This window comes from Cupriavidus sp. C3SS-1 (assembly GCF_057073755.1).
Genome location: NZ_CP172701.1, coordinates 470829 through 496395, shown reverse-complemented (window position 1 = coordinate 496395; position 25567 = coordinate 470829). Strand labels below are relative to the sequence as shown.

General features: G+C 61.1%; 20 protein-coding genes and 6 pseudogenes. 21 read left to right on the top strand and 5 right to left on the bottom strand.

From position 1 onward, the window contains the following. Window positions 1-699 precede the first annotated feature (699 nt). Window positions 700-1590, top strand: a complete 891-nt coding sequence (locus tag ACIGJC_RS30935) for a DUF2242 domain-containing protein (protein WP_483714744.1) — start codon at window positions 700-702, stop codon at window positions 1588-1590. 121 nt (window positions 1591-1711) lie between these two features. Here the strand turns inward: ACIGJC_RS30935 and ACIGJC_RS30930 are convergent, their stop codons facing one another. Both ACIGJC_RS30930 and ACIGJC_RS30925 read right to left on the bottom strand, forming a co-directional pair. After that, entirely contained in the window at window positions 1712-2434 is a 723-nt protein-coding gene (locus ACIGJC_RS30930; RefSeq protein ID WP_483714743.1) for a hypothetical protein, read from the bottom strand. Between the two features lie 580 nt (window positions 2435-3014). After that, complete coding sequence (locus ACIGJC_RS30925; protein WP_483714741.1) at window positions 3015-3488, bottom strand: hypothetical protein; 474 nt, start codon at window positions 3486-3488, stop codon at window positions 3015-3017. 386 nt (window positions 3489-3874) lie between these two features. Here ACIGJC_RS30925 and ACIGJC_RS30920 point away from each other — a divergent pair, with 386 nt between their 5' ends. The 4 genes from ACIGJC_RS30920 (at window position 3875) to ACIGJC_RS30905 (ending at window position 9128) form a co-directional block, all read left to right on the top strand. After that, window positions 3875-4735, top strand: a complete 861-nt coding sequence (locus ACIGJC_RS30920) for a sulfurtransferase (RefSeq protein WP_483714740.1) — start codon at window positions 3875-3877, stop codon at window positions 4733-4735. A 59-nt stretch (window positions 4736-4794) separates the two neighbouring features. Next, window positions 4795-5289 carry a universal stress protein gene (locus ACIGJC_RS30915; protein ID WP_483714739.1) on the top strand — a complete coding sequence of 165 codons (495 nt, stop codon included), beginning with the start codon at window positions 4795-4797 and terminating at the stop codon, window positions 5287-5289. Between the two features lie 102 nt (window positions 5290-5391). Then, window positions 5392-7815 carry a plasma-membrane proton-efflux P-type ATPase gene (locus ACIGJC_RS30910; RefSeq protein ID WP_483714738.1) on the top strand — a complete coding sequence of 808 codons (2424 nt, stop codon included), beginning with the start codon at window positions 5392-5394 and terminating at the stop codon, window positions 7813-7815. A 428-nt stretch (window positions 7816-8243) separates the two neighbouring features. Beyond that, window positions 8244-9128 (top strand): ADP-polyphosphate phosphotransferase, encoded by an 885-nt coding sequence (locus ACIGJC_RS30905; protein ID WP_483714737.1) that lies wholly within the window; start codon window positions 8244-8246, stop codon window positions 9126-9128. A 157-nt stretch (window positions 9129-9285) separates the two neighbouring features. Here the strand turns inward: ACIGJC_RS30905 and ACIGJC_RS30900 are convergent. Then, window positions 9286-9420 (bottom strand): annotated as a pseudogene (locus ACIGJC_RS30900) (DDE-type integrase/transposase/recombinase); the annotation flags it as partial. On the opposite strand from ACIGJC_RS30900, the pseudogene ACIGJC_RS30895 reads away from it, so the two are divergent. The 3 pseudogenes from ACIGJC_RS30895 to ACIGJC_RS30885 all read left to right on the top strand — a co-directional run. Next, window positions 9419-9918 (top strand): annotated as a pseudogene (locus tag ACIGJC_RS30895) (AMP-binding enzyme); the annotation flags it as partial. The pseudogenes ACIGJC_RS30900 and ACIGJC_RS30895 overlap by 2 nt on opposite strands. A 204-nt stretch (window positions 9919-10122) precedes the next feature. After that, window positions 10123-10237 (top strand): annotated as a pseudogene (locus ACIGJC_RS30890) (porin); the annotation flags it as partial. Window positions 10238-10243: 6 nt separating this feature from the next. Beyond that, window positions 10244-10441: pseudogene (locus ACIGJC_RS30885) on the top strand (SulP family inorganic anion transporter); the annotation flags it as partial. Window positions 10442-10623: 182 nt separating this feature from the next. Here ACIGJC_RS30885 and ACIGJC_RS30880 read toward each other — a convergent pair. Then, complete coding sequence (locus ACIGJC_RS30880) at window positions 10624-10848, bottom strand: DUF2188 domain-containing protein (protein ID WP_483714736.1); 225 nt, start codon at window positions 10846-10848, stop codon at window positions 10624-10626. 212 nt (window positions 10849-11060) lie between these two features. Between ACIGJC_RS30880 and ACIGJC_RS30875 the strand changes: the two are divergent. From ACIGJC_RS30875 to ACIGJC_RS30850, 6 genes and pseudogenes are all read left to right on the top strand, one after another. Next, window positions 11061-11296 (top strand): annotated as a pseudogene (locus tag ACIGJC_RS30875) (ISKra4-like element ISBte1 family transposase); the annotation flags it as partial. Window positions 11297-11540: 244 nt separating this feature from the next. After that, window positions 11541-12020 carry a hypothetical protein gene (locus ACIGJC_RS30870; RefSeq protein ID WP_483714735.1) on the top strand — a complete coding sequence of 160 codons (480 nt, stop codon included), beginning with the start codon at window positions 11541-11543 and terminating at the stop codon, window positions 12018-12020. A 1270-nt stretch (window positions 12021-13290) separates the two neighbouring features. Continuing rightward, window positions 13291-13500 (top strand): hypothetical protein, encoded by a 210-nt coding sequence (locus ACIGJC_RS30865; protein ID WP_483714734.1) that lies wholly within the window; start codon window positions 13291-13293, stop codon window positions 13498-13500. Then, window positions 13497-13949, top strand: coding sequence for a carboxypeptidase regulatory-like domain-containing protein (locus ACIGJC_RS30860; RefSeq protein ID WP_483714733.1), 453 nt, complete (start codon window positions 13497-13499; stop codon window positions 13947-13949). Before ACIGJC_RS30865 ends, ACIGJC_RS30860 begins: the two co-directional genes overlap by 4 nt. 193 nt (window positions 13950-14142) lie before the next feature. Continuing rightward, entirely contained in the window at window positions 14143-15951 is a 1809-nt protein-coding gene (locus ACIGJC_RS30855; RefSeq protein WP_483714732.1) for a SulP family inorganic anion transporter, read from the top strand. 38 nt (window positions 15952-15989) lie between these two features. After that, the gene (locus tag ACIGJC_RS30850) at window positions 15990-17417 is read left to right on the top strand and encodes a DUF2252 domain-containing protein (protein WP_483714731.1); all 1428 of its coding nucleotides are present in this window, start codon (window positions 15990-15992) and stop codon (window positions 17415-17417) included. A gap of 34 nt (window positions 17418-17451) precedes the next feature. Here ACIGJC_RS30850 and ACIGJC_RS30845 read toward each other — a convergent pair whose 3' ends face one another. Beyond that, a complete protein-coding gene (locus tag ACIGJC_RS30845) occupies window positions 17452-18366 on the bottom strand; it encodes a transporter (RefSeq protein WP_483714730.1) in 915 nt (304 codons plus the stop codon). Window positions 18367-18641: 275 nt separating this feature from the next. On the opposite strand from ACIGJC_RS30845, the gene ACIGJC_RS30840 reads away from it, so the two are divergent. The 7 genes and pseudogenes from ACIGJC_RS30840 to ACIGJC_RS30810 all read left to right on the top strand — a co-directional run bounded on the left by ACIGJC_RS30840 (window position 18642) and on the right by ACIGJC_RS30810 (window position 25507). Further along, the gene (locus ACIGJC_RS30840; RefSeq protein WP_483714729.1) at window positions 18642-19139 is read left to right on the top strand and encodes a hypothetical protein; all 498 of its coding nucleotides are present in this window, start codon (window positions 18642-18644) and stop codon (window positions 19137-19139) included. A gap of 15 nt (window positions 19140-19154) precedes the next feature. Continuing rightward, window positions 19155-19937 carry a bestrophin-like domain gene (locus tag ACIGJC_RS30835; RefSeq protein WP_483714727.1) on the top strand — a complete coding sequence of 261 codons (783 nt, stop codon included), beginning with the start codon at window positions 19155-19157 and terminating at the stop codon, window positions 19935-19937. A gap of 81 nt (window positions 19938-20018) precedes the next feature. Continuing rightward, complete coding sequence (locus ACIGJC_RS30830; protein ID WP_483714726.1) at window positions 20019-20723, top strand: hypothetical protein; 705 nt, start codon at window positions 20019-20021, stop codon at window positions 20721-20723. A 184-nt stretch (window positions 20724-20907) separates the two neighbouring features. Then, window positions 20908-21189 carry a hypothetical protein gene (locus tag ACIGJC_RS30825; RefSeq protein WP_483714724.1) on the top strand — a complete coding sequence of 94 codons (282 nt, stop codon included), beginning with the start codon at window positions 20908-20910 and terminating at the stop codon, window positions 21187-21189. Window positions 21190-21224: 35 nt separating this feature from the next. Further along, window positions 21225-22021, top strand: a pseudogene (locus tag ACIGJC_RS30820) (IS5 family transposase). Window positions 22022-22816: 795 nt separating this feature from the next. Next, entirely contained in the window at window positions 22817-23461 is a 645-nt protein-coding gene (locus ACIGJC_RS30815) for a response regulator (RefSeq protein WP_483714723.1), read from the top strand. Window positions 23462-23533: 72 nt separating this feature from the next. Next, window positions 23534-25507, top strand: a complete 1974-nt coding sequence (locus tag ACIGJC_RS30810; RefSeq protein WP_483714722.1) for an MASE4 domain-containing protein — start codon at window positions 23534-23536, stop codon at window positions 25505-25507. Window positions 25508-25567: the final 60 nt, after the last annotated feature.

Sequence of the window (25567 nt, the reverse complement as noted above, 5' to 3'; positions counted from 1 at the left end):
ACCCGGGGAAAGGCATTAAGGGAAAGCGCTAAATGAAGACCGCGCCAAAGCAGGTGCAGACGACCGGACCGCTGCGGAGAGGTTAATGAAGCATCTACAGTGCGCCCACCTGCCGATCCTAGTTCTAGGCCGGCGACGTCCGTCCTTCAATGGCGCTCGGCGTGCGCTCGCGACATGCATAACACGTGGTGAGCCACTGTGCTCGACGCGGTGAACGATGACTGCGTGATGGCACGCATCGCGCCGGCGTTACGCAGGGAGTTCATGTGCGCCGAATTGGAACCACTCGTGTTCTGCTACACGTCGGATAGCGGTCGAGTTCACGCACTTGAGAGAACCGTGACCACGTTGGGCCCTGATGGAAGTGCTCGCCATCGGACTCTTTTCGGGCACAGTCAAAAGACGCAAAGGCATCTCCATACGGATGTCAATGAAGGCCCATAGTGCATATTAGGGGCACCGATGGAACCGCCCGTTGCTGAAACCGGCCGCTTAGAGTCGGACGGATCCGCTCTGCCAACTCGGTCAGACGACCACCAGGCGGAAGCCCGCGCACGCGCTCGGAACCCCGGGTCAACTTACGAATCTACACTGACGCCTAGGCTATGCGAGATTGCGTCGCCACAAGCGACCGGTGCAAATGAAAATTACACCGCACCTTGCTACGCGTCGCACGGCCGAGCCATTTTAATTAACGCCATGCTCCACCGACTCAGCCAGTTGTTCGTTTTGTGCGCGATTGCCGCCGTCTTGTCGGCATGCAGTTTGAATTCGGCGCCGGCGCCGGCACCGACGCCGCTCTATCAGCAGGAGCTGTTTGACGCGGCGACGAGCCCATACGCACACACGTTCCAGGCGAATTCCGACGCGACTTGTGAAGCCGCGCGCCGGGCGCTGCTGAGCCAAGGTTATGTGTCGAGTTCGGCCCATCCCGATACGATCGATGGCAGCAAGAATTTCCAGCCGACCGACGACACGCATGTCGTGATCGCCTTTCACATCGTTTGCGCGGACGCGAACGCGGACGGTTCGTCGAGCACCGCCTATGTGAACGCAGTACAGGACCGCTACGCGCTAAAGAAAACCAGCACCTCGGCCAGCGTCGGCCTGAGCGTGCTCGGCTCGCTGTCGTTGCCGATTGGCTCGGGCAGCGACGCGATGGTCAAGATCGCGAGCGAGACGATTCCCGCCGGCGTGTTCTACGAGCGCTTCTTCAATCTGGTTGCCCATTTTCTGAAGGTCGATCCGGTGGGGCGTGACCGCGCGACAGTGAAGGCCGCGAAGAAGGAGCATGTTGCGCCGCTACCCGAGCCCGCGCCGACACATCCGGGCGAGCCGATGAAGATGACAACGCCCGCTGTGCCGACGCCGCTCGTCCCGTCCGTTCCTGCGCAGCCGCCCGCTGCCGCACCTGAACCAGCTCCAGCGACCCCGTCGCCTTCGCTGACGTCGCAGGCGCCCGATGGATCAACGGCCACGGTAGCCCCCGCCGCGAAGCCCGACACCACGGGGCCGACGGTCGCGCCCGCACCAACCGCACCGTCTGCAACGTCCGCTCCACCCGATACGGGCGCGAGCGGCACAAACTGAGCGCAGTGCAGTTGGGCACCCGGTCCACTTTTTGTCAAGAACGGCGACGACCAGCCCAAGGGACGGGGTCAACAAGAAGACAATGTCGGTCCAATAATGAAAGTCCTTGGCTGCAACTGTTTCAGGACGGCCAGTTCAAGTGCTGGGCGACGCCTCCCTTCGATGGGACCGTAACCTCCGTCTTACGCTCGACGCCGTTTGCAGTAGCAACCACGCGATACTTTCCTGCTGGTAGTTTGATGTACATAAAGGGCCCGTCGGATATCGCCCCAAAGATCTGTTTGCCGTCCGGCTTGTAGATCCGAGTGTCAACGTCGGCCAGAAATTCGCCCCGCTTGCCTGTGAAGGTAAGGCGCAGGCTATACGACGGCGCGGCACGCCGAAAGGCGGCAGCTTCGTCCTCGCCAATGCCACCACTAAGGTAGGCCAGACCGCTCGCCTGTTTCTGCGGCGGCAACCCGCCGTCTGCCGGTTGGTCAGTGGCCGCACTACGGCTCATCATGGGGCCGCAGTCCAGGCTTGCGGTGCCTCGACCACTGCCATACATGCGCTGTCCACCCCCGCGCTCGTGTCGAAGCACTACGCCTTGTTGATCTGCGCGGGTATGCACGAGATCGTGCATACGGCGCGTGACTTCCTGGCGTTCTTCTGGTGTCCTGGCGGCGTGCATACGGCCGCAGAAATCCGCCTTTTCCTCGTTGCTGAGCAGGTCGACCCCACGCATGGTCCGGGAAGTCGCGGGTTTTGCAACCTGCCCAGCGGTTTCCTGTGCTTGACACTCAGGGGTAAACAAGCTGAGGCTGGCGATGCTGACGATACAAAATAACTGAAATGCGCCTTTCATAATGTTGACTCCAGTTGTTCGTCGATCTGTTGATCTTGCATAGACTCCAGAGTTTCGAACCGGTGAAGGTCATGACCGATCCGCCGGAGGCCCCCAACACCTGTTTGTTCATCGCGGTCTGGCGGAAGAGCAGGCGCGACCGTAGGGCAACTGATTTACAAAGAGGCATCGCTGGTGCCCGTGCCTCCACAATCGCGAAGGTCCGGGTGCAATGCAGGCTCAAGAGAGCGACTGGGGTAGGGAACTCATTCGTCTATGTAAAAGCTAGCGGGTTCCATCAAGGGAGCCTTGATGCCCGTCAACTTCAGTTGGCAGGTCAAACTCCCGCGCTTTTGGCCGCTCAAATTCCCGCAGCAGTGCGGTAGCGACCGGTCGCGGTACCTCGGGGGGCATCCTGCTGGCGGGAGTCACTCTGATATCGATGCAATCTACAGAAGCGCATCCCGAGCATTCGGCTGGGTGTCCGGCCCGTACATACAAGAAATGTCCATGGAATCAATCAATTGCTGACTGGCTCATGTGCCGGACCTTCAGAGGCGGAACTAATGGATGACGATAGGGACGTGCTTGGAGGGATACTTCATTTCCCGGCCTTTTCCGTGCATCTGTCAGGAGGAACGTGCAGCGCCACCAGAGGCTCCTGGCCCACCAGATAGCGGTAGTCCAGTGTCACGCCGAGCTTGCCCAGGACGGGCACATCCGGATTTCGGCAGATTCCGCGCTCGAGGATCGGCCTGACAAAAGCCATGAATTTCTTGGTGTCGTCGCGCCGCGGGTCCACCCCGGTTACCTTGAGTTGGAACTCCACAACCTTGCCGGGGCGGACGGCGCAGCCAGTGAGGCGTGTAGAGTTATCCACCACGATCGGCGCCGACCGAGCCAGTTCCGAGCATGCCAGGCTCAGCTGGCGCTCGGCATCGCGGGCGGTCAGCCGAGTCACACCCGACATGCCGCTTGGCTTGCCGCTTACGGTGCCAAGCAGCAGGCTGGCCAGATCGGAGAGTGGCTGGGCTGCGAAACCTGCAGGGGGGGCCACGATCAGCAGGCCTAGCAAGCATGTTGCCGGACATTTTTCGATGGAGCAGGAGACAGGCATGGAATGGCCGCAACGCAGAACAGGAGCACTCGGAAACAAGCAGTTCACTGTAGCGCTTGGCAGGGCCGATCGTTGTCAGGCTTTGTCCTACTTCGCTACTCAGATGGCGGCACCCGAGGCCGTAACGGGTGGCGACCAGCCGGACAGGCCCTCCAGGTCTTGACGCAGGCGGGTGCCAAGCAGCCACTGTAACTTGACTTGGGTTGACAGAAATCAACGACCGCGGCCCTGCCCATCCCAGAATTCAGAATGAACGGGACTATTCCAATCGTCCGCAAGCTTGCTGTACTCCAGTGTCAATCGTCCCGTCAAAGCAAGCGTGGCTCGATCAGATGAGGGTCGTCATGAACGTAAGGGTTCTCATATCACCGGCCGATCTGGCGGAAATGATGCGGACTGAGTCCGTCGTGCTCATCGATACGAGAGACGCGGCGAGCTACGCCGAGGCTCACCTGCCTGGTGCGGTGAATATCCACGAGATATTTACCTACTTGGCAACAACGACACAAGAGGGCTTGGCCGCCCTGCGGGAAGCATTTGACGAGGCGTTCGGTAAGGCCGGACTGTCGGGAAAGGAAGTGGCCGTCGTCTACGAGCAATCGATGACCACTGGATTCGGTCAATCCTGCCGAGGATACGTACTTCTCCGATACCTTGGATATCCACGGGACAAGATCAAGGTGCTTCACGGAGGCTACCGTGCATGGCACGCGGCGGGCTTTCCCAGCACAACCGATACCCCGAAGCCCGAGCCGGCCAGGTTTCCGCTTGCTAGCACGCAGGCCAGCATCCTCGTCGACCTGGAGGAAATGAAGAAGGCGGTCGCCGACCCAAACATTGTCAAACTCGACGTACGCGACGTCGACGAGTGGATAGCCGATAGCTCCTCGCCCTACGGCAAGGATTTTTGTCCCCGCAAAGGCCGCATTCCAAACTCTGTCTGGATCGAGTGGTACCGGATGATGAAGCCGACTCCGGCCGGCCAGATGTTCAAGTCACCTGCGGAAATTCTCGCCGAGTGTGCTACCGTCGGAATTCGTCGTGATACGCCCGTCGTCGTCTTCTGCTTCAAAGGGGCGCGAGCTTCCAATACCTTTGTCGCCCTGGAAGAAGCTGGCATAGCCGACGTACGGCTCTATCTTGGTTCGTGGAATGAGTGGTCGAGGGACCTCTCTTTGCCTATCGAAGAGGGCTTGCCTTATTAGAAACGCTCTGCGCGCCAATGGCCCGATGCCTGCAAGCTTCGACGTGCCACGGTGTCTCCATGTCAGAGGAGGCGAAGTTGTTCCAAAGGATACTGGTCGCGTTTGATGGCAGTTCCGCCTCTGGCGCGGCACTCGCTACTGCTCTCGCTCTTGCGGACGAACTGCATGCGGTAGTCAGGGTAGTCGGCGTGGTTGAGCAACTGCCCAATATTATCGGATTGGGAGGCGGTCTCGAACACGCATCGACGAAGCAGGCCGTGGTGCGCGCCGAAACCGAAGGCGTTCTCGCCCGAGCAAGGGAGTTGCTGGACTTATCCGGCGTCCGGGGCGACACGCTGGCGCTGGATGCTGGTGGGCTGGGCGTCGCGTCAGCAATTCAGTCGGTCGCGCTAGATTGGCATGCCGACGTCATCGTCATCGGAACGCATGGCCGGCGTGGCGCTCGGCGCCTTGTACTTGGCAGTGTTGCCGAGTCCGTCGCCCGGCTGAGCACCATCCCGGTCATCCTGGTGCCTTACCATGCCACCCCCACCGGAGCATCCGCGCCCAGCTAGTTCACCAATCTCATCCTACGCGAGCCGAACTCCAATCTTACTGGTGCGTTGAAGAACACGCTGGCATCTGGCATGCAACGGTCACTCCCACCCAGACATACGATGATGCAGCAAGAGAACGCGCAGCAAACGCTACCGCGGGCCGTAGCAGAAACACTGCAAGCATCGGGCTCGAACTGCGAGACTGGCTTGTCGAGTGCGGAAGCGCAGATCCGGCTCAAACGCGATGGCCCGAATGAGGTGCCGGAGAAGAAGCAGCACTACGTGCTCCGCTTCCTGGCCAAATTCTGGGGACTGTCCGCCTGGATGGTCGAGTTGATTGCCCTGCTGTCGTTGGTTCTTCACAAGACGACAGACCTTGTCGTCGCTTTGCTCCTCCTCGTCGTGAATGCCGTACTGAGTTTCCTCCAGGAGCAACGCGCGTCGGCTGCCGTCGCTGCACTGCGCCAACAGTTGAATATAGCAGTCCGGACAATGCGCGACGGAAGCTGGAAGACCATTTCCGCCAAGGCATTGGTGCATGGGGACATTGTTCGGGTGCGAGCTGGCGACTTTGTTCCCGCGGACATGCTGCTCGTGCAAGGGAATCTGAGGCTCGATCAGGCAGCGCTCACCGGCGAGTCGCGGGAAGTGGAACGGACCGCAGGCGATACGCTGTACGGCGGCGCAACGGTCCGGTATGGCGAGGCAACCGGGATCGTCACCGCAACAGGAGTCAAGACCTACTTCGGTCGCACTACCGAGCTTGTCGCGAGCGCGCATCCGAAGTTACATGTCGAGGAAGTTGTTTCCCGCGTTGTTCGCTGGCTGTTCCTGATCGTTGGCACCCTGGTGCTGGTGACCCTGGTGGTGTCGTACCTGAATGCGCTGCCACTGCTAGACACTTTGCCTATTGCGCTTGTCCTGCTGATGAGCGCTGTTCCCGTCGCGCTACCTGTCATGTTCACCGTGAGCATGGCATTGGGCTCCATGGAGCTATCCCGACAGGGTGTGCTCATCACCCGGCTGAGCGGTATCGAGGACGCGGCTACGATGGACGTGCTGTGCACTGACAAGACAGGGACGCTTACCTTGAACCAGCTCTCCCTCAAGCTTGTACAAGCTCGGCCCGGATTCAGCGATGCCGACGTGGTCCGGGTCGCCGCGTTGGCATCGAATCAAGCAAACGCGGATCCCATCGATCTCGCATTTTTGCGTGCCGTGGGGACGTCGGGGCAAGAGGAGGGCCACAAGGCAACGATCCTGTCCTTCCAGCCGTTTTCCGCCGCGACGCGACGTACGGAAGCAATTGTGTCGGTGGACGGGGGCACGTTGCGATGTGTGAAGGGAGCCTTGCGAACCGTGGCAGAGGCGGCAGGCCTTTCGCAGGACGCGATTACGCGGCTGGAGGATCAGGCCAGCATCGAAGCGCGCAAAGGAGAGCGTGTTCTGGCAGTGGCGCGAGCCCTTGGAGCAGGTCCACTGGAGTTGATCGGCCTAGCTTATTTGTATGACGCTCCGCGTCCCGACTCGGCGCGTCTCATTGCCGAACTTCGCCGACTCGGCCTCGAGGTCAAGATGTTGACCGGCGATGCCTTGCCGGTGGCGCAAGCCATCGCGGCGGCCCTGGGACTCGGCACGATTGCGCGCGTTCCCGATTTGCATAGTGAGCAGTCAACGGCGAATGGTGGGAGCCCGATGCAAGGCGTTGACGGCTATGCGGAGGTATTCCCCGAGGACAAGTTCCTGGTCGTCAAGCGCCTTCAGGAAGCTGGCCATGTGGTTGGCATGACAGGCGACGGCGTGAACGATGCGCCAGCCCTGCGCCAGGCCGAGGTCGGCATTGCTGTAAGCGGGGCCTCCGACGTTGCCAAGGGCGCCGCAAGCGCGGTGCTAACCCATGAGGGGTTGGTTGACATCGTCGACATGGTGAAAAGCGGACGCGCCATCTATCAGCGCGTCCTGACATGGATCATCAACAAGGTCAGTCGCACCATACTGAAAGCCGGCTTCGTCGTTGTGGCATTCCTGGCCACGGGAAGATTCGCCATTTCCGCGCTTGGCATGGTCCTGCTCGTCTTCATGACGGATTTTGTCAAGATCGCCCTGGCGACTGATCGTGTGCATCCTTCGCAGCGGCCGGAGACCTGGAATATCGGCCCACTTGTGCGGGTGGCCATCGCTCTTGGCTTCTTGATGTTGGTCGAGTCGCTGGCACTGCTCGCATTCGGCTGGCATCGCTTTGGACTCGCGGATGCCGGCGGCAAGCTGCAGACTTTCACATTCCAGACTTTGCTCTTCTTCGCCCTCTTTTCCATCGTCTCGGTCCGTGAGCGCCGTGCTTTCTGGTCGTCACGGCCGAGCAGGACACTTGCCATTGCCATCGTCGCTGATGCCGCTCTCGGCCTGTTCATCGGCATTCACGGCTTGGCGGAACTGGCACCTCTGCCGCTTGCGACCAGTGTCGTGACATTCATCTATGCAGGACTTCTCGTCCTCGGCCCGAATGACCTCTTGAAGAGACTCCTTACCCGGAAATGGGGATAGAGCTGGATCTTGATGTCCACACTATCGACTGAGCCCTTGTCTATGAGTGGCGGATACACACCGGGCGCGGGTGCTCTCGGTCCCGCTCCGCTGGCTCGTCGTCATATGGTTAACGTGGGCCACTTCCAAGGTTTCAACAAGGCGATTCGGTGTGCGAGCTTACGGTCATCGCGCATCCTTCGGCCTGTCGCCATTGAGCCAGTCTTTCATCCTGGACGCATAGTCGGGCTTTGTGCTGCGTCGTGAAGCAGGCTGCGACTTCACGACGCCTGATCAGGTTCTCGGAACGAGCAGCTACATTGGCACATCATCTCAGCGCATAGAGATGGGTCGATGGATGGCCGGCCTGTAAAGGGCAAAGCGATGGACAGGGAGCAATCTTACTGCCTCGTAGAAATCACGATGGATGAGGAGAAAAGGAACTTGCCATGCGAATTGACACAAATGAGTTCAGAGTGAGCGAAAGCCATAGCCTGAACCTTGAGCGCCACCCCACTCGCGTCGAACCAGTCTACAAGTCGAAGGAGCAATATCACAAGATCCTCGCCGAGCACATCAAGCGGCTTAGCGAGCAGCAGAATCGGCTCTACGCCGACAATCGCTTTGCCGTCCTCTTTATCCTTCAGGCAATGGATGCCGCCGGGAAGGATGGCGCAATCAAGCATGTCATGTCAGGCGTCAACCCACAGGGATGCCAAGTCTACAGCTTCAAGCATCCAAGCGCGGCAGAACTGCAACACGATTTCCTGTGGCGCACTACACGCAATCTGCCGAAGCGAGGGAATATTGGAATATTCAACCGATCGTACTACGAGGAAGTCCTGATCCTACGCGTGCATCCCGAACTCTTGCTCGCGGAGGGCTTGTCCGAGGCGGCGGGTAGGGGTGAAGCTCTATGGAACGGCCGATACCGATCGATCGTGGAATTCGAGAATCATCTCAGCCGCAATGACACGCGCATCGTGAAGCTGTTTCTTCATATGTCGAAGGAAGAGCAGCGCAAGCGCTTTCTTGATCGTATCAATGACGCATCCAAGAACTGGAAGTTTAGTATCGCGGACATTGAAGAGCGGAAGTTCTGGCCTCAGTACATGGATGCCTATGAGCGATGCCTTCATGCCACCAGCACGGAGGTTTCGCCATGGTATGTGATACCGGCGGATGACAAAGAGAACGCCCGCCTGATTGTGTCGCAGATCATTCTCGACACGCTCGATAGTTTGAAGCTGCGTTACCCTGTAACCTCCACTGAGAAGCATGAAGTATTGCGTTCGGTACGCGCTCGACTGGAAATGGAGGGCGGGGCGGTGTGAGGTATACCAGCGCGCTCGCAAGGTGCTTTTCGTTTCCGCCATGGCTGGAGCGTACCAGCCTGACTTCCGAGTACACAGCCCGATCCGGAGACGAATTTGCGTCAATCCGTAGTGTTAGCATGACGCCGCATTCACCACTCGGATCAAGGGTGCCCAATACAATCCGGCGGCTGAACACATCCAACACCACAGCGAGATGGAAGAAGCCTGCTGCTGTCGGTATGTAGGTCGCATCGGCGACCCACAGACGGTTCGGTGCGTCAGCTTGGAAGTGGCGCTGCACCAGATCCCTGCAGGCCGATGCCGAAGGACACGGCTGGTTCCCCACGGGCGACGTGGCCACCATCGACGCGGATGGCTACATGCAGATCACGGATCGCAGCAAGGACGTCATTAGTCCGGAGGGGAGTGGATCAGCTCGATCGAGATCGAGAACATCGCCAGCGCCCATCCGGCGGTAGCCAGCGCGTCGTGCATCGCGGCGAAGCATCCGAAGTGGGACGAGCGTCCGCCACTGCTCGCCGTGAAGAAGCCAGGTGTCGAAGTGACGGCAGAGGAATTGCTGGCCTTTCTGGAAGGGAAGATCGCAAAGTGGTGGATGCCGGATGCCGTCGTGTTCATCGACGCCCTGCCACTCGGGGCCAGGGGCAAGGTACTGAAAAACAAGCTGCGCAACTGGTACCAGGGCTACTTGTTGCCGAAAGAGAAAAGGGGGCGCTTGTGTAGGCGGTCGGTGTGGGTTCCTTGCGACATGGGCAACGAACGGTCAGGGGAGAGGGGCGCCACATGACCGCAGCCGATGAACTCGCGCAACCGCGGGTGATTGCCGCTGGCAAGAGTGGCCAGTCTCACGCATGGCCGGGTTCCCCGGAAAGGCTCATTACACAAAAACCCTGAGTTGCTACAGCTTCTCAGGAAAATTGGCGATGGGGAATGGAGGCCAGGGAGGTTTCCCCGCTGACCACAGAACAATCAATAGTGGAGATCCTTAGGCATAAAACGTCGCTTTTCGCGCCCGGCAGCTCTGAGCGCGTTTGCAGATGCGGCACAAGCACAATCGAGCGTGACGCTTTACGGTGTGGTGGGCGCCAACATCGAGTACGGCAATAGCGTTTCCGGCACGCTGGGCGTCCATCACGGCGCTGACGGCGTTGCTGATCGCGGCCATGTGCGTGGTGGCGTGGCTGCTGCGGCTGAGTTCGCTGGTGAACTTCATCAGCGAGACGATCCTGCTCGGCTTCAAGGCCGGCGCGGCGCTGACCATTGTACTGATGCTGCTTCCCAAGCTGTTCGGGGTCAAGGGTGGCGGCAAGTCATCGCGAGCGCGGCAAACCTTCGTGTTCGTCAACCGTGCTTCCCGCGCGCGCGTTCTCCAAGCGTGCCAGCAGGCTTCCTCCGTGGGGTCGGGAACAAGATTCTGCAAAGACCAGGAACAAAATCATGCAAACTAACGGGCTGAAATGCCAGAGGAAATATTGGACCTGGAAATGCTTAGCTACGTCTGAACATCGCGCGGTTCGTTACTGAAAGAGCTCCGCTCTAGAAGTTGGCGGTCACGGCCGTGAATCAGCAAGTCCACCTTTGCGCGTTTAGCCTTCTCTGTACCGGCGGCAATCGCATGATCCAAGGAGGTGAATCGGTGTTGGCTGCTAGAGCCATCTTCCGATTCAACAGCCCAGCCATTATGGGTAGGCACGACGTGGATGTTCTTGCGTGGCATGGGCGTCTCCGGGAGTTGGTGGAGCTAGGGTCCTGCGCAGGGGCGCCGCGTCGGTATCAGCCGTCGACTGAAAGTGAAGGCGAATCATTGTCCGTCACGTGACAAGCTATATTACGATCTGCAGACTAATCCGAAACTAGCCAATATGGCAGCGCAAATTTGTTTGGTGTCGCACGAAAGCATTGCATGGCGCCAAGTAGCCCCGTGGCAGGAACGACGGTGACCGCTATCGGCATGGGGAGCCCATAGCATCAGGTTTTGTCGATTCAGCCGTCACCCAAGTTGTAAGCAAGCGGTTCGTAAAACGGCAACAGATGGCTTGGCGACCTCGGCACGCGCACAACCTACTGCAAATCCGGACCGCGGTGCTTAATAACAGGCTTCGGTCTTACGTTGACGATGGTATCTCTCCATTTCTCAAGGGGAGGGCCACCGCATTGCCGCTTAGTCAGCCCCCGGTTTGGCGCGGTCTCGTGATATCGACAACGCTTTATAACCCGCCGATGAACACGGGCCCTCCCAGCGGCGCCGGAAGCTGGCAAGGACTACCCGCGCAACTGGAACGAGTTTCTGGGTGCGTGTCTGGCGGGAGCCAGTTGGAGAGCCACTCGCAGCAAGGCCTCGACGCCGCCCGCACTCTGTGCGGCAGGCGATCTTGCAAGCCATTGAGCCAGGTCTGCTTACGGTCATCAATGCCTCGCGGTACCTGCTCAGGTCAAAGCCTGTTCGGCAGCCCACAGATTTCCACACGGCGCCTCTCCCTGTCGCTGGCGCGCTACCAGATAATTTCGCCCACCATCCGAGGCGGGGACGACATGGGGAGGCTGGCTGACTACTTTCGCGCGTATGTCATCTCCCGCCGCAGCGCGAAAGCAGCGGACCTCCTCTGGAAGTACTATGGTCTTCGAATCTCAGACAAGATCCACCACCGGTTAATGTACCTCAGCGTTCAGGCCGGAGGCGAACTCACGCCGCACGCGCTGGCGATGCTCTACCTCACCAAGATACTAGAGGAATATGAAGGCGATCCCCATGCCCCGATTGTCCACGCGAGCGTTGAGTTTCTCCTGCGTCGTGCCACTGCAGCCAATGCCGAGGGCCGGCGGCGCGACTGCATCCACTTTCAGCACCTGCGGGAGATCGCTATGCGGAAATACGGCTGGGAGCCGTAGTTTCACGCTCTTGGAACGGCCCCCACCACGTGGTTGCTCAAGGATGGATGACATGAACGCGCGGCAGGCGAATCTGCGATTCGCCTAGCATTCAATCCTCCCTTACTACGCATTTTTCTTCACGTAGAATATATAGTATTGACGTAATCAACTTCGGTGGTCGGACCAAGCCCAGCTTTGGCTCAGGGGCCCCAAGAAAGGCACATGGACTTTTCTAAACAATCCTTCTACCGCATCTAGGCTGGCAAGTCATCAGTCGCCCCGAGGGACTCCGTCTTGCCTCAAAGGTAAGGCAGCGGTGCCGCTCTGTCAGTCGGCCAGCTCCGCACCTTTTTATATCCTGCCGGAATCACTGCTGGCAGTGTGCTGCCCTGCACGTAGACGGGACGGCGAGGAGGCGAGCATGCGCAGAAATCAGGCCCCATCCGTTCGGCTATCTGACCTCGCGGTGCCATTGACCTCCCCTCCGTCTAATTGACCCTAAGGAGTCAAGTGTGCGGCCAGCAAAAGGAACCGCATCCTCAAAAGAAGCGGCAAGAAGTGGGCCGAACACCGATCGGGAATTCTCCGCCGCGCTCCGAACGCACCGAGCCCTCTGGTAGACAACGAGGGAGAAGCAGTACATACGAAATTCTCGACGAAGTTGGAGCGCCAGCTAGCAGGTAACCTTCGCGCGCGGATTTGGCCGCGGCACACAGCGAGGTGCGCGATGTGACCTTGGTGCAAGGCGGAGAGCGGCGCCAAGCTCGAAGCCCTGGCCACGGCGCTCCTGCAAGACGAAGCAGGCGAGGGTTCGCGCGCGCGGTGCTGGCAACCTTGCTTGCAAGGCCAGTTCAACGCGACGGCGGAGCAAGGCTGGGGGGTACGGTTGCTCCAAAGGGAAGTGGGAGGGCGTCGGCGTCGGCCCGGCTCCGATGCTCCCAACGGCGGCAATGGACAGCGGGCACTGAGCAGGCGGATGCTATCAGCTCGATCCAGACGCAGCTGACCGACTGGTGCCAAATGCCTGCGGTGTATGCCAATTGAGGTGCTATAGCGGCATATAAGGTCTTTCGCTTTTGTTGACGCAAATCAGGTCCTCACTCAACTGCTGCCCTTGAATACAAGCGCGGCATCGCCGCAATAGATTAGAAATTTGACACCTCAAGGAGGTGACCCATGGCTTCCCTTATCAGATCTGCCATGTTCGGTCTCGTGTTCGGTTCCGCGCTCCCTGCCGCCCTCGCCCAAGGCCCCGGGCCGGCCCGGCCCGGCAGGCCCGAGCATGGGCATGGGTCCGGCTGCGGGCGCCAGCGGCGCGTCCGCGATGCCCATGGGGCCGGGCGGACGGCAGCATGGGCGCTATGCCGGCATGGAGATGCTGACACCGGACGAACGCGCCGACTTTTGCGGGCGGATGCGCGCCAGCCGTACACCCGCGGAGCAGCAGATCGCCACGCAGATGCATGATCTGATGCAAGCCCGAAGGACCGAGGCGTGACGCTGCCTGAAGGCCACCATATGGGTATAGGGATGGACTGCCAGTCGCGCGCGGCCGTACCGGCCCGGGTTGCGCCGGCTGCCGGCACTACTGCGGCCTCCCTCACGGACGGCGCCCCGCCGGTCCGCCATGCTGGCGAAATCGCCTTCCAGACGGGCGGCGTGGGCGTGGACGAGGTGGCAGCGATGCGGCGCACCGCCTCTGAATACAACCTCAGGCTGACCTTTTCGGGACGCGAGGGCGAGTCCCTGGCCGGCGTGAACACCAGCATCCTCGGCGCCAAGGGGCAGGAAGTCTTCTTTGCCGTATCGGACGGCCCCCTTCTGTATGTGAGGATGCCGCCTGGTGCATACCGCGTCGTTGTGACCGCCGACGGCGTGGAAAAGAAGATCTCGGTGACAGTGCCCAAGCGAGGCCCTGTCAGCCGTTCGTTCAACTGGCCGTCGTGAGGCTGACGCGCCGGCGCTCCCGATGGTGAGCGGTGGTGTGCACGTCATGACATGGATCAATCCGTGTTCCCATGGTGCCGCTATTTTCTTCTTGTAGGCCCTTCGGTAAGAAGGGATACGGGCGCGATCGGGAAGCGGCTCGGCTCGATGTTAGTCGTGCCGGACCCAGGGGCATCGTATAAGGAGAGGCGCCATGGGCAGGAACGCTTTTGGGGCCGGGGAACCGGCGGATGGCGGGCGCGACGACTGCGATGGGGACGGCAGGGCCGTCGACAACGGGATTGCGGGCCCCCGCGGCTGGCACGCCGTGTTTCCCCCGGCCCGCTGGCTGCCCGCCTACCAGGCGCAGTGGTTGCGGCACGACGTCATTGCCGGAGTGACCCTGGCCGCCTACGGGATTCCCGTCTCCCTCGCCTACGCGTCCCTTGCCGGCTTGCCACCGCAGTACGGGATCTATTGCTACCTGGTCGGCGGCCTCGCCTACGCGCTCTTTGGCTCTTCGCGCCAGCTTGCGATCGGACCGACCTCGGCGATCTCGATGCTGGTGGGCGTCACTGTGGCGGGCATGGCGGGGGGCGATCCCGCGCGTTGGGCATCCATCGCGGCGCTGACGGCGTTGCTGATCGCGGCCATGTGCGTGGTGGCGTGGCTGCTGCGGCTGAGTTCGCTGGTGAACTTCATCAGCGAGACGATCCTGCTTGGCTTCAAGGCCGGCGCGGCGCTGACCATCGCACTGACCCAGCTTCCCAAGCTGTTCGGGGTCAAGGGCGGCGGCGAGTCGTTCTTCGAGCGGATTTCTGTTCTCGCCGGTCAGATTCCCGACACCAACCTGGCCGTGCTCGGCTTCGGGCTGGCCGCCCTGGCCGTATTGCTGCTGGGCGAGAAGTTCCTGCCGGGGCGTCCCGTAGCGCTGCTCGTGGTGGTTGTTTCCATCGTCGTGCTGTCGGTGACGCCGCTGGGCGCGCTCGGCTTCAAGGTGGTTGGTGCACTGCCACAAGGGCTGCCGGCGTTCCATCTCCCGGGGCTGCGGCCAAGCGATGTGGACGGAGTGATTCCGCTGGCGTTCGCCTGCCTACTGCTGTCCTACGTGGAGAGCGTGTCGGCGGCCCGCGCGCTGGCACAGTCGCACGGCGACGAGGTTGACCCGCGCCAGGAGCTGCTGGGCCTCGGGATGGCTAACCTGGCCGCCGGCCTGTTCCAGGCCTATCCGGTGGCGGGTGGCCTCTCGCAGTCGTCAGTCAACGACAAGGCCGGCGCCCGCTCGCCGCTCGCGCTGGTATTCGCCTCGGTGACGATCGGCCTGTGCCTGCTGTTCCTGACCGGTCTGCTAGCCAATCTGCCCAATGTGGTGCTGGCCGCGATCGTGCTGGTGGCAGTCAAGGGGCTGATCAACCTGAGCGAACTGCGCCACGTCTGGCGCGTGAGCCGGTTCGAGTTCACGGTGTCGATGGTCGCGTTCGCTGCCGTGCTGCTGCTAGGGATCCTGAAGGGGGTAATCGTGGCGGTCCTCGTGTCGATGCTACTGCTGATCCGTCGCGCCGCCCATCCGCACGTGGCCATCCTTGGCCGTATTCCCGGCACGCGCATCTTCTCCGACATGGCGCGCCACCCGGACAACCAGCCCGTTGCGGGTGTGATGATCTTCCGGCCCGAGGCGTCGCTGCTCTATTTCAACGCGGAGCATATTCGCGCGGCCATCCGGGCGCGGGTTCGGGCTGGCACCGGCGCGGTGCGGTTGGTGATCTGCGATCTCTCCCTCAGTCCCGTGGTCGACCTGGCGGGTGCACGCATGCTCTCGGCCCTGCATGAGGAACTGCAGGCGGCCGGCGCCGTGCTGCGCGTTGTCGGTGCACATGCCGCCGCGCGCGACATGCTGCGCGCCGAAGGGATGGAGGAGCAGTTGGGTCGTCTCGAGCGCCACCTGACGGTGGCTGACGCGGTCGATGCTTTCCATGACAACGCATGTGCAGCCACCGGCGGCGATGTGCCGGCTGCCGCATAGCAGGGCAATGCCAGGATTCATTCAATAAAGGACCAGCCATGAACAAGGCAGAAAAACGCATTCACAGCGTGGATTCCAGCGAGAGCCCACCGGAGCCCTACCTGACCGCCGACGAACGCGCCGCCAAGGGAAGGATGCTGCGCGACGCGGTGCCACGCGCCTCGCAAGCCGGATGGACGCCGGCGCCCGACCGCCGTGATCCGGTGACGCTTCTGGAAGAGTCGAATGCTGGCCGGATGTTGCAGCTAGTGCCCATCCGGTTCGGCCGCATGTCGGCCTCGCCCTTCGCCTTCTACCGAGGCGCGGCGGCGATCATGGCGGCGGATCTGGCCAGCACGCCCACGAGCGGCATCCGGGTGCAGGCCTGCGGGGACGCGCACCTGATGAACTTCGGCGGCTTCGCCACGCCGGAGCGCAACGTGATCTTCGACATCAACGACCTCGACGAGACGTTGCCGGCGCCGTTCGAGTGGGACCTAAAGCGGCTGGGGGCCAGCATTGCGATCGCGGCTGACCATCTCGCGCTGCCGAAGAGCGATGCGGCCCGCGTGGTGACCGACGCCGTGCGGGAGTACCGCGAACGAATGCACAACTACGGCTGGATGCGTGCGCTCGACGTCTGGTACGACCGCATCGACCTGCAGAAGTATGAAGACCGATCGGGCGACCCCGACATTGTCGCGGCGGCGCGCAAACGACTGGCCGAGCGCATCGAGGCGGAACGGCACAAGTCCGTGCCCGACCACTTGTATCCCAAACTCGTCTCGGAGGAGGGCGAGCGACCGAGGATTAAGGATGAGCCGCCGCTGATCTTCCATCCGTCCGAGGAACTCGCCCCCGGGCTGACGTCGGGCTACGATGAAGCTATTCGGTCATACCGCGAGAGCCTGGCAGAACATACGCGGGTGTTGTTCGACCGCTTCCACTTCTTCGATCTGGCGGTCAAGGTGGTCGGCGTCGGTAGCGTCGGCACGATGTGCGGCGTGGGGCTGTTCATGGCGGCCGACAACGATCCGTTGTTCCTGCAGGTGAAGGAGGCGCGGGCCTCGGTGCTGGAGCCATATGCCGGAAAGAGCGTGTATCCCAACCATGGGCAGCGCGTGATCGTCGGCCAGCGGCTGATGCAGTCGGCCAGCGATGTGTTCCTGGGCTGGACCCGCGGCAAGAACGGGCGCGACTTCTATATCCGCCAGTTGCGCGATATGAAGATGTCCGCCGTGGTCGAGGACTGGGATGCCGGCATGCTCAGGCAATACGGCCGGATGTGCGCGCACGCGCTGGCCCGCGCGCACGCGCGATCGGGCGACGCGGCGATGATCGCGGGGTACCTGGGTTCCGGGCAGACCTTTGATGATGCTATCTGCGAGTTCGCGACCGAATACTGCTCGCAGAACCGGAGCGACTTCCGGGCCTTCGTCGCCGCGATCCGGGAGGGGCGCATCGAGGCGAAGATCGAGGAGATTTAGTCAGTCCCGCGGCCGACGGCGGGGCGTCTCTGCCTCATGGATCTAACCACTGGTATTGGAGCGTCAGCGTGAGCGCCTTGTAGTGGCCCCCCGCGCGGGTCATGAATCCCTTTGACGCGCCAAGCTTGGCCGACCAGCCCGCCGCCATTGGCACCGACAGCGTGATGCCATAACGTGCGTTCTGCTGTCGGTCGGCGTTGGTGATGCCATTCACCGAGGTGTTGCCGCCGGTGTAGAAGCCAACATCGCTCGCAATCCAGAACGCGGGCCGAAACTGATAGCCGCCGTGCAACTGGAATACCCAGAGGGGCGATTGTGAACGGCGGTTGCTGCCGAGGAAATCTGGGTTGTCGCTGAAGAGCCACGCGCCCGCGGAAACCTCTGCAAACCAGTTGCGCAAGGGCTGCGACAACCCGATCTCCGGCTTGACGGCCCAACGATTGGCACCGATGTTGATTAGGCGGTTCGCATTGAATTTCCCGGTTGGTGCAATGACTGTCACGCTTCCACCGAGCGTGGTAGCGGGTGTCCTTTTCAGGAAATCGGCCGGCTTCAGCGCGGAGCCGCCCAAGAAATTCACGGCCAGTCGCATGCGGGCGTCGCCAATTCCCGCTCGATGGACCGAGTTCGGTGCGTCGAACACATTTCCACTGACATCGGCGTTCGCAAACGGCATGAAAACGCCAATCGATGCCGTTCGCCCAAAGAGGTCAAACGCGTGCACGTAGCCGGCCCCATAGATGGATATTCTGGCTCGCACATCCGAGATAGGCAGGGACGGGTCGGTCAGCACATCGCCAGTCAGCAACGAATAGTTGGCTGCGAGAAAGTTGGCGCCAACAGGCAAGGCGGAATAAGCGCGAGGTTCCAACTCCTGCGCGTGGGCGACCGTCAGAGCCCAGGGAGCGAGCCAAAACCACCAGGTAAAGGTACGCCCAAGTGCTGGCATGACAGTTGCCTTTGGTCCCGTTGATCCTACTCACGATTATGGCTGAGACTGAAGGGGCGTGCTTCCCAAATGTGCTTGATCTTGTCCTTGGATAACTGATATTCGCGCAGAATTGCCCTGTTTAACCAGCAGGCCTGCGCTACCAGATTCAATCAAATCGCCCTTCTACACTTCAGGGCGAGAAGGAGCGCGAGGGACTACTTGACAAGGATCAATGTGGAAAGGCAAAAACCGACTTTCCTTGATAAGAAGGAGGACAAAGGAAGCAAGGGACCATGAAATTCAAGCGCAGCGACATCAGCACCGTTCTGACTGTGATCGCCATATTGATTCTGCTGGCCTCGCTCCCGTCAGCGGTGCGCGATACCATTGAGAAAGGGCGGATCTACCTGTTCGCACACCAGTTCATCGACGAGCTGCCGCAGAGATTCACGGGGCCTGGGCGCATGCGCTTTGTCTTGCAGCCGCTGATTGCCGCAATTCTTGGGGCGCGGGCGGGCTGGAATGACGCGCGTACCGGGCGCCTGCCCTATATCTATGCGCTCATCACTGACGCCGCAAATCGCAAGGCACTCATGCGCAGCGGACTAGCTGCGGTACGCGATTTGCTGGCGATGGGTATTACGCTGGATGCGATTGCGCAATTGCTTATCTACCGTGAGGTCCACCCTGGCGCGGCGGCTGTTGTTGGTCCAGTGCTGATCTGCCTTCCCTACGCGCTGTCGCGGGCCCTGTCCAACCGAGTCTTCAGGCAATTCGCTCAATTGCACTGACCGCGATGGCAATGAATGGAGCAGTTCGTGAAACTGGTCATCAAGGACTTTCCACTATTGGTCATGCTGATAACGTTCAGCACGCTATGGTTTGCCGGATGGCTCGGGACTCGCTTCCTGTTTCGGAAACGCACTGCTGGTGACAGCACGGGAACAACTGATGGCGTGATCGAAGGAGCTGTCCTGACATTACTGGCCCTCCTGATCGGCTTCAGCTTCTCTATGGCGGTGAGCCGTTACGACTTGCGCAAGAACTATGAAGAAGCCGAGGCGAATGCCATCGGCACGGAATACCTTCGGGCTGGGTTCCTGCCCGGCGCAGATGCAGACAAAGTTCGCGGTCTGCTTCGCCAATATGTCGACCAGCGATTGCGTTTCTATACGCTCCGTGACGAAAATGAATTGCGCAATGTCACCGCAGAGACTTCGGTATTGCAAACACAGCTCTGGAATGTCATTCAGGAGAGCGCTAGCGCGCAGCCCAACGTGATCATGGCCCTGGTGACGGCGGGGATGAACGATGTCCTGAACTCCGAGGGTTACACGCAGGCCGCCTGGTGGAACAGGATCCCAAGCGCGGCATGGCTACTCATGCTGCTCGTGTCGATTTGCAGCACGCTGATCGTCGGATACTCGGTAAGGGGAGCGAATGCTGAGCGGAGGCTGTTGTTCGTGGTGCCATTGGTTGTCGCCGTGTCTTTCATGCTGATTGCGGACATTGACAGCCCTCGGGGCGGGATTATCCGGATTGAGCCGCAGAATCTCGTTCGTCTCGCCGAATCGATGCAGGCTCCATGAGCCCTGAAAGGGGGGCGGGAGATTGGAGCTCTTGCTACCAGAGCGTCTGGTCGATATCAACGCAGCTTTGGGGAGTTAGTAATGCCAGACTTAACCAGGACGTCTATCGCCGCACCTGTATCCGAACCGCCGAAGGATACGGAGACACAGCAGCCGGTTCTAAACGTCGTAGACCGCGCCTCCGAATTGTGCTTCGGCCTATTCATGGCGCTCACATTTGTCGGCGCGGTAGCGAGCGGAACGGGCGGTCCGAACGCGAGCCGTACGATGCTCCATGCCGCGATTGGTTGCAATCTGGCCTGGGGGCTGGTCGATGCGGTCATGTTCTTGGTCCGCACGCTGGCTGCTCGCGGTCAGAGGCTCTCTCTGGCGCTAGCCATCCGGACTGCTGGCGACCTGTCGGCAGCAATCGCGCTCATTCGTGTTGAGCTGCCACTTGGGATGAGACAGCTTATTGCCGATGCGGAACTTGAAGCCATATCGGCACGGCTCGTTGCCACCCCCAGGCTACCGCCGCATCCCCGCTTAAGTCTGATCGACTTGCTTGCAGCCATGCGCATATTCTTCATTGTCGTTCTGAGCACGTTTCCGGTGGCGCTACCGTTCGTGTTGCTGAACGATGTCCACGTGGCACTGATCATTTCACGCCTTCTGACTCTCGCCATGCTGTTCGTCGCCGGATGGGCGCTCGGCCGCTACGCTGGCGTCGGTGGTTGGGCCACCGGTATGGGCATGACGGCACTGGGTGTGGCTCTCACCACGGCCATTATCGCACTGGGAGGCTGAGATGCGTCCCGCCAGACTGACCGCTCATGGCGTGCATGAAGTCCATACATGAGCAAGACTTACCCGCGGACAGTGACTCTGAATAGCCTTGGGCAAAGCCGGTCCCGAAAACCTTGATCCCAGTTAGCAGGACACGCTCGGCTGGCAGTGTCCAGGGCGCGCGGAAGCCAATGACCGGCGCAGGTTGCGCGAACTGGGCGCCGAGCCCACGGCGCGCAAGAAGGGAGAGCGCACGGCCAAAGGTTTGCAAGGCGAAATTGCGGCGGCAAGCAGCGAGGCAAGGGACACGGCGATGGCACAGCCCCAGGCGCGCACCACGCTCAAAGCCAGGTCGCGGTACCGGCCGATCGCTCGCCAGCAGCAGGCGCAGCGCAAGTCCGTCAGCGACTGGAAGGTGTCAGCGGGAGCAGTGACAGAAGCGACAGCAGCGAGAAGTGAGTGGGCGGCGATGATCCGCTGGATCTAGAGCGTGTTATGCACTTTTCGTCACGGCTGATGGAGATGACGAAACGCAGACCGTACCCGTCGGACGTGTCGGACGAGGAATGGAGCTTTGTAGCCCCGTATTTGACGCTGATGGACGAGGACGCTCCACAGCGCAAGCATGAGTTGCGCGAACTGTTCAATGCGTTGCGCTGGATAGCCCGTGCGGGAGCAGCCTGGAGACTGTTGCCGACGAACTTCCCGCCGTGGGAGGTGGTCTATCAGCAAACGCAGCGGTGGTTGCGCGCTGGGTGCTTTGAAGCCATGGTGAGCGACTTGCGTTCGATACTGCGTTTTGCACAGGGTCGTCGTGGCCAGCCCAGCGCGGTGATTCGACGGTCGGACGTTGCAGTCGACATGCGAAAGTGGACCAAGGGCTGGGTACGCTTGGATACAAGCGCAAGTGGGAAGCGAAGTCCATATGGCCGTCGACACGCTTGGCTACTTGCTCGCTGTACATATAACGCCAGCCAATGAACAAGAGCGGGCTCAAGTCCAGGAGCTGGCGCAACAGGTGCAGCGCGAAAGTGGCCAAACTGTGAAGGTTGCCTTTGCAGACCAGGGCTACACAGGTGATGAGCCGGCAGAGGCGGCGCGCATTGTGGGCATGGAGTTGCAGGTAATTCGACTGCCCGAAGCGAAGAAAGGCTTCGTCCTGCTGCCCCGACGATGGGTTGTGGAACGCAGCTTCGGCTCGCTTTCGCCGGCTCGCACGGGACTATGAGCGTTTGCCAGAAACCCTAACCGGCCTGCATTTCGTCGTCTTCGCCATGCTCATGCTTGTTCATGCAGTTTCCGTTCTGCAAAGTGCATAACACGCTCTAGGCGGAGATGGCTGACTACGAGCTGACCATGGAGGGACTGGAAGCGGCGGGGCGCTTCGATCCGCCGCCCCCCGCAACCGCCGCCACGTACTAGCGCCACCGCCACTGATCTCTACCGCAACGCGGAAAGGCTGACTTGGGACGAGCAAGGCAAGATGCCGTCATGGCTCAAGCGGACGGTCAATGCGGGCATTCGGCGGAGTTTTACCGGGACGGGTAGCGCCGTCGGCTTTCACAGCTTCAGCAGCGGCCCTATATCCCTTGCGATCGCGGCTTCTACTTATTTCGGCATACCAAGGGGACCGGGCCGCGACATCCTCCGCAAGAGCTAGGCCTATATCGAGCAGTTGCGCAAGGAAGAGAGGATCCGCTGACCGCGCGACGTTAGTTGAGCCCGAAAGCCATTTCTCTTGCTTGGCACGAGCCGGATTAATCTCTGCGCGACGAGCGCGCGGAAGTCCGAATGAGTGATATCCGCGCTCGGTGAGGCACGTACAGCTTGGCGATTTCATGTGGCGTCAACATCACGGCTGTTTCCTTTCATGTGTCGGGAGACAGTTTGGGGGATCACGCCTTCCGGGGGTATCGGCCGTGGCTGAGATTCCAGTAGGTCCGTGCTGCCAGCCTGTAGGAAACGGAGGACAACATGCGCACGGGTCAACGCTGCGGGAACCTGGATGCCGATTCTGCGCCGCGAATCGGTTGCGGCCTGGGCCACCTGCAGCCTACCATGCTAGCGGAACTGCAGAGCACATACAGGGCTTGGAGGGGTGGGGGGAGGAAAACATGATCAGAGTGTTGCTGGCCGACGACCATGCGGTCGTTCGCGCCGGCCTGGGTAGTGTTCTGGACTCGGCCGGCCGGTTCGACGTGGTAGGGGAGGCCGGCGACGGACCGGGCACGTTAGCCTTGTGCCGCAGCATCGCCGCCGACGTGCTTGTCCTGGATCTCTCGATGCCAGGCCACACCGGCTTCGACCTCATCACGCAGATCCGCGCTGGACACCCGCACCTGCGTGTCCTCGTGCTAACCATGCACGCCGAGCAGCCATATGCGGAACGCGCGTTTAAGGCGGGGGCATCCGGCTATCTGACGAAGGAGAGTGCAGGTACGGAACTGATGACCGCCTTGGAGAAAGTGGCCGCCGGGAGCATCTATTTAAGTCCCGCCATGGCCGAGCGGTTCGCCATGGCCCTGCGCGGTGAACATGACGCCCCGCACCAGCGACTGTCCAACCGGGAGTTCGAGGTCCTTGGCCGGCTCGCCGCCGGACAATCGCTCTCACAGATAGCGGACGAGCTTTGCGTGAGCGTCAAGACCGTTAGTACCTACAAGGCACGGTTGATGGATAAGCTGGAGCTTCCACACGAGGCAGCTCTGATCCGTTACGCAATCCGGCACGGCATCGACCACGAGGGCAGCGAAACTTGAGACAGAGCGAGGCAGAATTTGAACGACAGATGCGTTGAAGTCGCCAGCGCTTGCGAGACCTCCCAACTCTTCATGTCGACGGTGGCCCCCGAGTGCACCGAGCGCCGCCTCGCCCTCTGGACACTGCTGGTATCGGCGCTCCTCTTCGTTGCTGTGGCGCCGTTCGCCACCGTGAAGCTTCCGCCGGTGTGGGCGTTCATTCCCATCTACCAGACCGCGCTTGCCGTAAATGACGTGGTTACCGCGGGATTGCTGTTTGGGCAATTCTACATTCTGCGCTCGCGTGCCCTACTGGTGCTTGCCGGTGGTTACCTGTTCACTGGCCTCATTGCCTATGCGCACATGATGAGCTTTCCGGGCCTGTTCTCGCCGGGAGGATTGCTTGGCGGCGGCTCTCAGACCACGGCGTGGCTCTATATGTTCTGGCACGGCGGTTTTCCGCTGGCCATCATTCTCTATTCAGCATTGCGCATACGGGGCGACGCACCGTCCGCGATCGGGGCCCACAGTTCCATTGTGCCGATCCTGTTTTGCATCGCGGCCGTGCTGACAGCCATCGCTGGCTTCACCATGCTGTCCATGATGGCCGACGACCTGCTGCCGGCCATCATGGACGCTCATCAGTACACACACCGCATGGGATTCGTGGTCACGGCCGTATGGGTACTCAATCTGGCTGCGCTCGCCATGCTGTGGCGCAAGCGTCCCCATTCGGTGCTGGACCTCTGCCTTGTTGTCGTGATGTTTATCTGGATCTTCGACATCGGATTGTCCGCCGTCTTCAACCAAGGCCGGTTCGACGTCGGCTTCTACGCGGGTAGGACCTATGGGCTGCTCGCATCGAGCCTCGTCCTCGCGATTCTGCTATTCGAGCACGGCAAGCTGTACGGGAAGGTCGTGCGCGCACTTGCCGGCGAGCGTGTCGAGCGCCGGCAAGTGCTGGAGAAGTCCGCCGAACTCAATGAGGCCAACGCACAACTCGAGCGGCGCGTACTGGCGCGCACAGCCGACCTCAGTGCCACGAACGAGGAGCTGCACCGCGAGATCGAGGAACGCAAACGCACTGAACAGGCGTTGGAAAGGTCGAAGGCTGAGTTGCGGGAAATTGGGGCGATAAGCGCCACGGCACTAGAGAACGAAAAGCGGCGTGTGGCCCGCGAATTGCACGACGAACTGGCACAGGGGCTTGCCACGCTGCGCATCGATCTCGGCTGGCTCTCGGAGCAGCTCGCCGATAGCGATGCGGCGCAGCGCCGACGTCTTGATGCGATGCTCACGCAAGCCGACACTGCGATCGCGGCAACACGGCGCATCGCCGCCGAGTTGCGGCCCCTGATGCTCGACGACCTTGGCTTCGCCGCCGCGACCGAATGGATGGTGAGCAGCTTGGCGCAGCGTCATGGTATTGATTGCAGGCTGCGCTTCGATCCGCCCGGGCTAGAGCTGGCGGACCCGTACGCCACTGCCGTATTCCGCATCGTCCAGGAAGCGCTGGTCAATATCGCACGCCATGCGCAAGCCTCGCGGGTCGATATCCGCATTGCCGCCGCCGAGGACGGCATCTCACTTTCGATCTCTGACAACGGAAAGGGCTTCGATACCGCCAGTCCGCGCAAGCCCACCTCGTTTGGCCTTGTCGGGATGCGCGAACGCGCCTACCTGCTCGGCGGGACGTTCGGTCTCGCCAGCGCGCCGGGCGACGGGGCGAGCATCACAGTCCACTTGCCGCGGCCCGGAAACAAGGGCGAACCAAAGGAGGCGCGCGAACCAGTTCCTGATCAGAAACTGACGCCGTCAGATCCCGACGCCCCATGGGACCGAGACTGCCAGGATCCGGGTAATCCCCGAGATTGGAATGGGGGAGAGAGCCAAGGCGAACAGCGAGGCTGGGTCTCGGGGAATCGAGGGAAAAGCGGTGGCGGGAACAACGGTAACCGAGGAGAGGGCCGGCGCTGGGGGCATGGTCAGGAGTGCGGCCAAGCTCAACGGGACGACCACGGTGGTGACCATGACGAGAATCATGGCCGAGGGCGTGGCGGCGATTGAGATGGCGGTTGAGTTGGCCGAACATCAGACACCACCTCCGGGCTCTTGCGCCAACTCTCC